The sequence below is a fragment of the Tepidimonas charontis genome (genome assembly GCF_007556685.1).
Lineage (GTDB): Bacteria > Pseudomonadota > Gammaproteobacteria > Burkholderiales > Burkholderiaceae_C > Tepidimonas > Tepidimonas charontis.
The window spans coordinates 41,188-47,921 of the sequence record NZ_VJON01000018.1 but is presented as its reverse complement, the minus strand read 5'-3'; the positions used below and the strand labels follow the sequence as shown (position 1 = coordinate 47,921).

Here is a 6,734-nt window from a genome sequence, read left to right as displayed (position 1 = left end):
CGGCTCCAGTCCCACTTGTCGTGTACGAACAGACCGCGAAAGAGCGGCTCGTTGCCGGCGAAGAGCTCGGCGAGCGTATCCAGAAACAGGCTCTTGCCAAAGCGCCGTGGGCGCGAGAGGAAGTAGTACTTGCCGGTGGTGGCCAGCCGGTGTGCAAACGCCGTCTTGTCGACGTAGTAGTAGCCCTCCTCGCGGATCTCGCGCAGGGTCTGAATGCCGATGGGGAGCTTTTGGCGCCGCATGTGGGCATTATGCCGGGCTCGCCCGCCGATGGTTGGCTGCATCAGCGGGCGTACGGGTCGGTTGTACGGCACCCGCGGGCGGCGTGCCGACCTGGCCGGCGGCGCGGCCGGCGGCGCTACTGCCATGGCTACGCAGCGCCAAGGCCGCGTTCGAAGGACTCAATGGGCATCGGTCGCCCGAAGTGGTAGCCCTGCAGCAGATGGCAGCCGTGGGTGACGAGATACTCGGCTTGCTCGGCGGTTTCCACCCCTTCGGCCAGGACGGTCGTGCCCAGTTTGCGGCCGAGGGCAATGATGGTGGAGACGATGGCCAAGTCGGCGCGGCGGCGCTGCGGCAGCCGGGCGACGAAGTGTTGATCGATTTTGATGACGTCAAAGGGCAGCTCGGCCAGATACGACAGCGACGAGTAGCCGGTGCCGAAATCGTCCAGGGCGAGCGTGACGCCCAGGGCCTTGAGCCGTTGCAGGGTGCGACGGGCTTCCTCCAGGTCACCGAGGAATACCGATTCGGTGATTTCGAGCTCCAGGTGCTGGGCGGGCAGCCGGTGGCGGCGCAAAACCTCGGCCACCCGATCGACGAAGTCCGCTTCGCGAAACTGCCGCGGGCTGACGTTGACGGCCAGGCGCAGCCGCGCCAGCGCCGGTTCGGTCTGCCAGCGCGCCAGCAGCGTCGCGGTGTGTTCCAGTACCCACGCGCCCAGCGGCAGAATCAGGCCCGACTCTTCTGCCAGCGGAATGAACTCGGCTGGGGACACGAACCGGCCGCCGGGCTGGGGCCAGCGCAGCAGCGCTTCCGCCCCCACCGTATGCCCTCGTGCATCGACTTGCGGTTGCAGATACAGCTGCAAACCACCGCCGTCGATGGCTTGGGCCAGCGCCAGCTGCAGCGCGTGGCGCTGCCGTACTCGGGCTTCCATCTCGGGGTCGAAGAAGGCTATGCCGTTGCGGCCGGCTTGCTTGACGCTGTACATGGCCAAGTCGGCTGCCTTCAGCAAATCGACTGCTGTCTCGTCGTCTCCGTGGTCTCCATACAGTGTGATGCCGATGCTGGCGGACAGGGTAATGGTACCTCCGTTGGGCAGGTCAAAGGGTGCTTTCAGCGCGGCCACGAGCTTGTCGGCCACCGCGCGCGCGGCCAAGGCGGCGGCGTCGCGCTGCGGGTGCACCGCCGGCAGTAGCACCAAAAATTCATCGCCACCCAAGCGTCCGGCGGTGTCCTGCTCGCGCAATGCGCTCCGCAGGCGCCGTCCCACTTCCCGCAGTACTGTGTCGCCGGCGTCGTGGCCCAGCGTGTCGTTGACGTCCTTGAAGTGGTCCAGATCGACGAACAGCAACGCGCCCCAGCGGTTTTCCCGACGGGCTTGTCGAGCCGCTTGCTCCAGCCGGTCCATCAGCAGGCGGCGGTTGGCCAGGCCAGTCAGGGGGTCAAAAAACACCAGCTGCTCGATTTGCGCTTCGGCCTGCTTGCGCCAGGTGATATCGCTGAAAATGCCCACGTAATGGCGAACCTTGCCCGCCGCGTCGGTGATGGCGCTGATGACGAGCCACTCGGCGTAGATTTCGCCGTCTTTGCGCCGGTTCCAGATTTCGCCTTCCCAGTGGCCCTGCGTGCGCAAGGTCTGCCACATCGACTGGTAGAACTCGGGCCCGTGCCGGCCGGAGCGCAACAGCTCCCCGGGTGTGCGACCGATGGCTTCCTCAGCGCCGTAGCCAGTGACGGTCGTAAACGTCCGATTGACGCGCACGATACGGCCACGGTCGTCGCAGATGACCACTCCCTGCGCGCTGTCGAATGTCTTGGCCAGGATGGCGACTTCATCGAGCAGCGTGGATTTGTCACGCAAGGTTGCCCGCAAGAGCCGCCGCTGGTGCAGCGTCCACCCTAGCCAGGCCAGAACGCCCGCTGCCGCGGCGCCGGCCACCGTCAGCGGCGCTGCATTGCGCCGCAGATTTTCCCGCAGCGTCAACCGTGGCACACCAAAGGGGGGCATGCGCAGCGCCCGCAGCAGCGCCTCCACCGCGCCGTAGGGCTGGGGCGGAGCAAAGCCCGCAATGCCGCCGGGCAGGGGCTCGCCGCCGTCCAGGTGCAACAACGCTTCGGTCAGGCGCACGCGTGCGGCTGGCGCCAGGGTGGGCAGCGCCGCCACCGGCCACTCCGGGTACAGCGGGGTACTCACCACGAGCGGATAGCCCGGGATGTCTTGTGTCATCAGCGCGCGCAGACTGCCAGGGGCGATGGTGCCGTCGGCCAGGGCCGCTTCCACGACGCCGTCGCGCACGAAGCCGGCGTCGGCCCGGCCCTCCAAGACCGCGCGCAGCACCGCCTGGTGCGGCATGCCGGTGTAGAGCCAGTGGACGTCTTCGGGCGCGACGCCGGAGCGCAGCAACTCGCCGCGTTGCAGAGCCAAGCCGCCCAGCGATTCGTCGTGCACGGCGGCGACGCGGCGCCCGCGCAGATCGGCCCAGTGGCGAATCGGGCTGTCGGCGCGCACCACGGCCACGCCACCCAGGGTGTCCACCACGTGCGTTCCCACGCGCCGGCGCAGGGTGGCCAGGGGCACACTCAAGCCCTCCTGGTGGTGCAGGATGACGTAGTGCCCCGGGTTGGTGATGATCAGATCCAGCGTTCGGGCACGCACCGCGCGGTCCATGGCCGGGTAGTCGAGCAGTTCCCACCGCAGCGTCCACTCGGGCACGGCGGCTTGTAGGGCGCGGAAGACCGGCTCCCAGTCGGCGCGCTCGACCGCGAGCGGCCGATACGCCAGCACGCCGATGCGCACATGATGGTATGCACTGGCCCGGGCGGGCAGGCTGACGGCCAGAGCGCTGGCCGCAACGCCGCCGGTGACTACAGCGGCCAACAGAGCACGCCGCTTCATGCCCCTGCCTCCAAGTGCACGGTGGGTGCATCCGTCGGCAGCCAGTCGGCTGCGCTCAACGATACCGGAGCGTCGGCGCTGGGCAGCTGGGCGTTGGCGTGCATCACGCGCGCCAGGGCCGCGGCAGCGGCGGGCAAGCGTGGCTGCGCGCCAACGAGCCAGGCGCGGTTGTCGGCCCAGTCGGTCAACCGCAGGCCGCGAAAGCTCGCCAAAACCGTCTCACGCGGCAGCCCCAGCCAGGGACTCAAGCGGTAAGCGCTGTCCACCGGCAAGGTGTGCAGGTGGCGCTGGGCGGCAAAGATGTGGCGCAGCAGGGCGTAGCCGGCTGCTGGGTGCGTATCCAGAGCCCGGGGGTGGACGGCCAGCACGTGGACGATAGCGGTGTCCGCCGGCAGCAGGCTGCTGTCGAAAATCCGCACCGCACCGCGCTGCTGCAAGCGGGTGGCCACGGGCTCGAAGGTCACCAGCACGTCCACCTCATCGCGCGCCCACGCGGCTTCGTGCTGATCGAAGGGGATGTGCACCATTTGCACGTCCTCGGGCTGCAGACCTGCGGCGTCCAGCCAGGCGGTGGCCATGAGCGTACCCACCGCGCCTGCTTCATGTCCCAGGCGCGCGCCGCGCCAGCTCGGCGGCGTGCTGCGCTCGGGACGCGCCAATACCACGTCGGCGCCCTCGGAAAGATCGAACACCGCCACCACGCGCAGCGCCAGCCCGCTGGCGTGGGCGGTGAGCACTTCGTCCAAGGTCAGTGCTGCCGCTTGGGCGCGGCCGGCGCGCAGCTGGGCCAGGCTTTCACTGGCCGAGCCGGTGGCCAGACGCTGCAAGGGCAAGCCCTCCCACCAACCCTGGCTGTGCGCCAGTTGCAGCGGCGCGTAGCCGGGCCAGGGGTGCCAGGCGATGGTCAGCGGCGTGGCGGGGGCTGCGCAGCCAACCAAGGTGGCCGCGGCCAGCGGGCCGCCAGCCACGCCCAGCGCCAGCACCCCCGTGCCCAGTCGGTGCAGACAAGCTCGACGCGAGACCATCATGCCCTTCATCCCACCACAACGCGGTTTTTGCCCGCGCGCTTGGCGCGGTACATGGCGGCGTCGGCGCGCGCGATGGCCGCCTGCACCGGTTCGTCGGCCCGCATTTCGGTGACGCCGGCGCTGAAGGTGATCAGGCGCTGTTGCTCGCCGTGCAAAAACAGGTGGGCGCTGAGGTCGCGTTGCAGGCGCTGTACCACCTGTGCCGCCGTGGCGGCATCGGTGTCGGGCAGCACGATGATGAATTCCTCACCGCCGTAGCGGCCGATGGTGTCTTGCGGGCGCAGCGAGCGTCGTGCCACGTCGGCCAGGTGGCGCAGTGCCTCGTCACCGGCCAGGTGGCCCAGGGTGTCGTTGAGTTGTTTGAAATCGTCGACGTCCAGCAGCGCCAGACAGATGCGGGTGCCGGTGCGCGCGGCGCGCCGCGTCTCGCGGTCGATGGCGCTCTCCAACCCCTTGCGGTTGAGCACACCGGTGAGCAGATCGTGCGTGACCAGATCGGCCATCTGGTCGAGTTCGCGCCGCAGGCGCTGCACTTCGGCCTCGGCGCGCTGGGCACGGTCGCGCAGATCGGTCAGCTCATCGCTGATGCGCTGGGTATCGGTAGCGAAGGCGCGCGCCGCCTGTATCGCCTCTTGCACCACGGGCGCCATGTCGGCCAGGCTTTGCGCGTGTTCCAGCCGCTGGGCGCAGGCCTCGAATTTGGCGTGGTATTGGGTGGATGCGACGGTGGTCTCGGCCAAGCGCTCCAGGAAGGTGGCCAGGGTCTGGCGCATCAGCTCCTGGGCTTGTAGGGTTTGCTCGCGCGCCTGGGCCTGTTTGACGATGACGTCCTTGAGTCGCCCCTTCAGATCTTCCAGCCGGCGCTGCGACAGCGGGGGCTCGGCGGCGCGCACCAGGGCCTGCATCTGCTGACGCAGCCACGGGTTGTCCGGGCTGATGGCGTCGATGTGCTCGAACACTTGGCGCAGCAGTGCCAGCAGTTCGATGCGCACCCCGGCGGCCTCGTCGGCGGCAAACGACAGGCGGTAGGCGAAATCACCCAGCATGCGCTGCAAGGTCGGCAGGTGCCAGTCGGTAGGGGGCAAGCGCAGATAGAGAATCAGTTCCTGCCCCTGCTCGTGCAGACGCGGGTCGTCGGCGGCCAGCACGGGCAGGGCGAACTCGACGATACGTGCGATGTGCACCGCAGCGTCGGTGGGCAGGGCCGGGCAGGGCCGATCGGGCGCTGTGGGCGCCTCGGCGGCCGGTTCGTCGGTGCGGGGCGCGGTGACTGCGCCGTTGTCCGCGGGTGGGGCCAGGGTGGCAGCGGCGGCCGCGGCCCCCAGATGCTGCGTCAGTACCTTTTCCAGATCGTCCCAGCTGTGGCGGGCGATGGCTTTTTGAAACAGGGCTTTGAAACGCACCTGGGCCGGCGTGCGCTCGGGCAGCGCTTGAGCGATTTGCCGCAGCGGCTGCAGTGGGAACGGCTGCAGCGGCCGCGTGCCGGCTACCTCGTGGTACAGCGTCTGGTAATTGTCGGGGGTGGGCGGCAAGCGGCGCGCCGCCAGCCGTTTGATGGCTTCGCGCGCGATGTCTTGCGGGGTTTGCGGGGCGGACATGGCCGGCGGAATGACAGGAGAACGCCTTCGAGGTCCGTAGTGTAGTCGGGGCCGGAAATCGTCCGTGCATCCTCACGCGCACGCCCGGCTCGCACAGGCGCTACACCTGTGCGGGGAAAGCGCGATCCGCCCGCGTTGCCGGGTGCCAAGGGCCCTGGGCGCGCCGGCCGGCGTCTCATTGGGGCGCGGGCGACACCAGCCATCCCTGCGTCAGCGCGGTTGCATGCGAATGGCGCCGTCGAGCCGGATCACTTCGCCGTTGAGCATCTCGTTTTCGATGATGTGCTTGACCAGCTTGGCGTAGTCTTCGGGACGGCCCAGCCGCGACGGAAAGGGCACCATCGCGGCCAGCGCGTCCTGCACTTCCTGTGGCATGCCAAACAGCATCGGTGTGCCGAAGATACCTGGGGCGATGGTCATGTTGCGAATGCCCACTTTGGCCAGGTCGCGCGCGATGGGCAGCGTCATGCCGACCACGCCGCCTTTGGAGGCGGCATAGGCGGCCTGACCGATCTGGCCCTCGAACGCTGCCACCGATGCGGTGGAGACGATGACGCCGCGCTCGCCCGTGGGTTCGGGTTCATTGCGACTCATGGCGTGGGCGGCGACGCGGATCATGTTGAAGGTGCCCACCAGGTTGACCTGGATGACCTGGTTGAACAGCGCCAAACTGTGCGGCCCGTTTTTGCCGACGGTGCGCTCGGCCGGCGCGATGCCGGCACAGTTGATCAGGCCGCACAGCTTGCCCAGGGCGGTGGCGCGTTCGATGACGGCCTGCGCGTCGGCCTCTTGGCTGACGTCGCAACGCACGAAGGTGCCGTCGAGCTCGCGCGCCAGGGCTTCGCCGCGCTCGACTTGCACGTCGGCGATCACCACGGTGCCGCCGCCGGCGGCGAGCATGCGCGCCGTGCCTTCGCCCAGGCCAGACGCGCCTCCGGTGACCACGAATACTTTGCCAGCAATGTCCATCGCCCTTGGTTCCTGCGT

Annotated in this window: 5 protein-coding genes; all 5 read right to left on the bottom strand. The window is 68.8% G+C overall.

The genetic code is table 11. The annotated features are described in order from the left end of the window. The coding region (locus Tchar_RS06935) for an AAA family ATPase (RefSeq protein ID WP_161595471.1) at positions 1-242 on the bottom strand (242 nt) is incomplete at its 3' end. Positions 243-370: 128 nt separating this feature from the next. Further along, positions 371-3,121, bottom strand: coding sequence for an EAL domain-containing protein (locus tag Tchar_RS06930; protein ID WP_144328326.1), 2,751 nt, complete (start codon positions 3,119-3,121; stop codon positions 371-373). Then, a complete protein-coding gene (locus Tchar_RS06925) occupies positions 3,118-4,149 on the bottom strand; it encodes an ABC transporter substrate-binding protein (RefSeq protein WP_161595470.1) in 1,032 nt (343 codons plus the stop codon). The genes Tchar_RS06930 and Tchar_RS06925 overlap by 4 nt, the downstream gene beginning before the upstream one ends. 5 nt (positions 4,150-4,154) lie before the next feature. Further along, entirely contained in the window at positions 4,155-5,747 is a 1,593-nt protein-coding gene (locus Tchar_RS06920; RefSeq protein ID WP_144328324.1) for a GGDEF domain-containing protein, read from the bottom strand. A 210-nt stretch (positions 5,748-5,957) separates the two neighbouring features. Further along, positions 5,958-6,716: a 3-hydroxyacyl-CoA dehydrogenase gene (locus Tchar_RS06915; protein ID WP_144328323.1), complete on the bottom strand. Its 759-nt coding sequence runs from the start codon at positions 6,714-6,716 to the stop codon at positions 5,958-5,960. Positions 6,717-6,734: the final 18 nt, after the last annotated feature.

Bases quoted from the DNA above. Each gene is read 5' to 3' on its own strand.
- Tchar_RS06925 (WP_161595470.1), bottom strand. From the start codon at position 4,149: ATGATGGTCTCGCGTCGAGCTTGTCTGCACCGACTGGGCACGGGGGTG.
- Tchar_RS06930 (WP_144328326.1), bottom strand. From the start codon at position 3,121: ATGAAGCGGCGTGCTCTGTTGGCCGCTGTAGTCACCGGCGGCGTTGCG.
- Tchar_RS06920 (WP_144328324.1), bottom strand. From the start codon at position 5,747: ATGTCCGCCCCGCAAACCCCGCAAGACATCGCGCGCGAAGCCATCAAA.
- Tchar_RS06915 (WP_144328323.1), bottom strand. From the start codon at position 6,716: ATGGACATTGCTGGCAAAGTATTCGTGGTCACCGGAGGCGCGTCTGGC.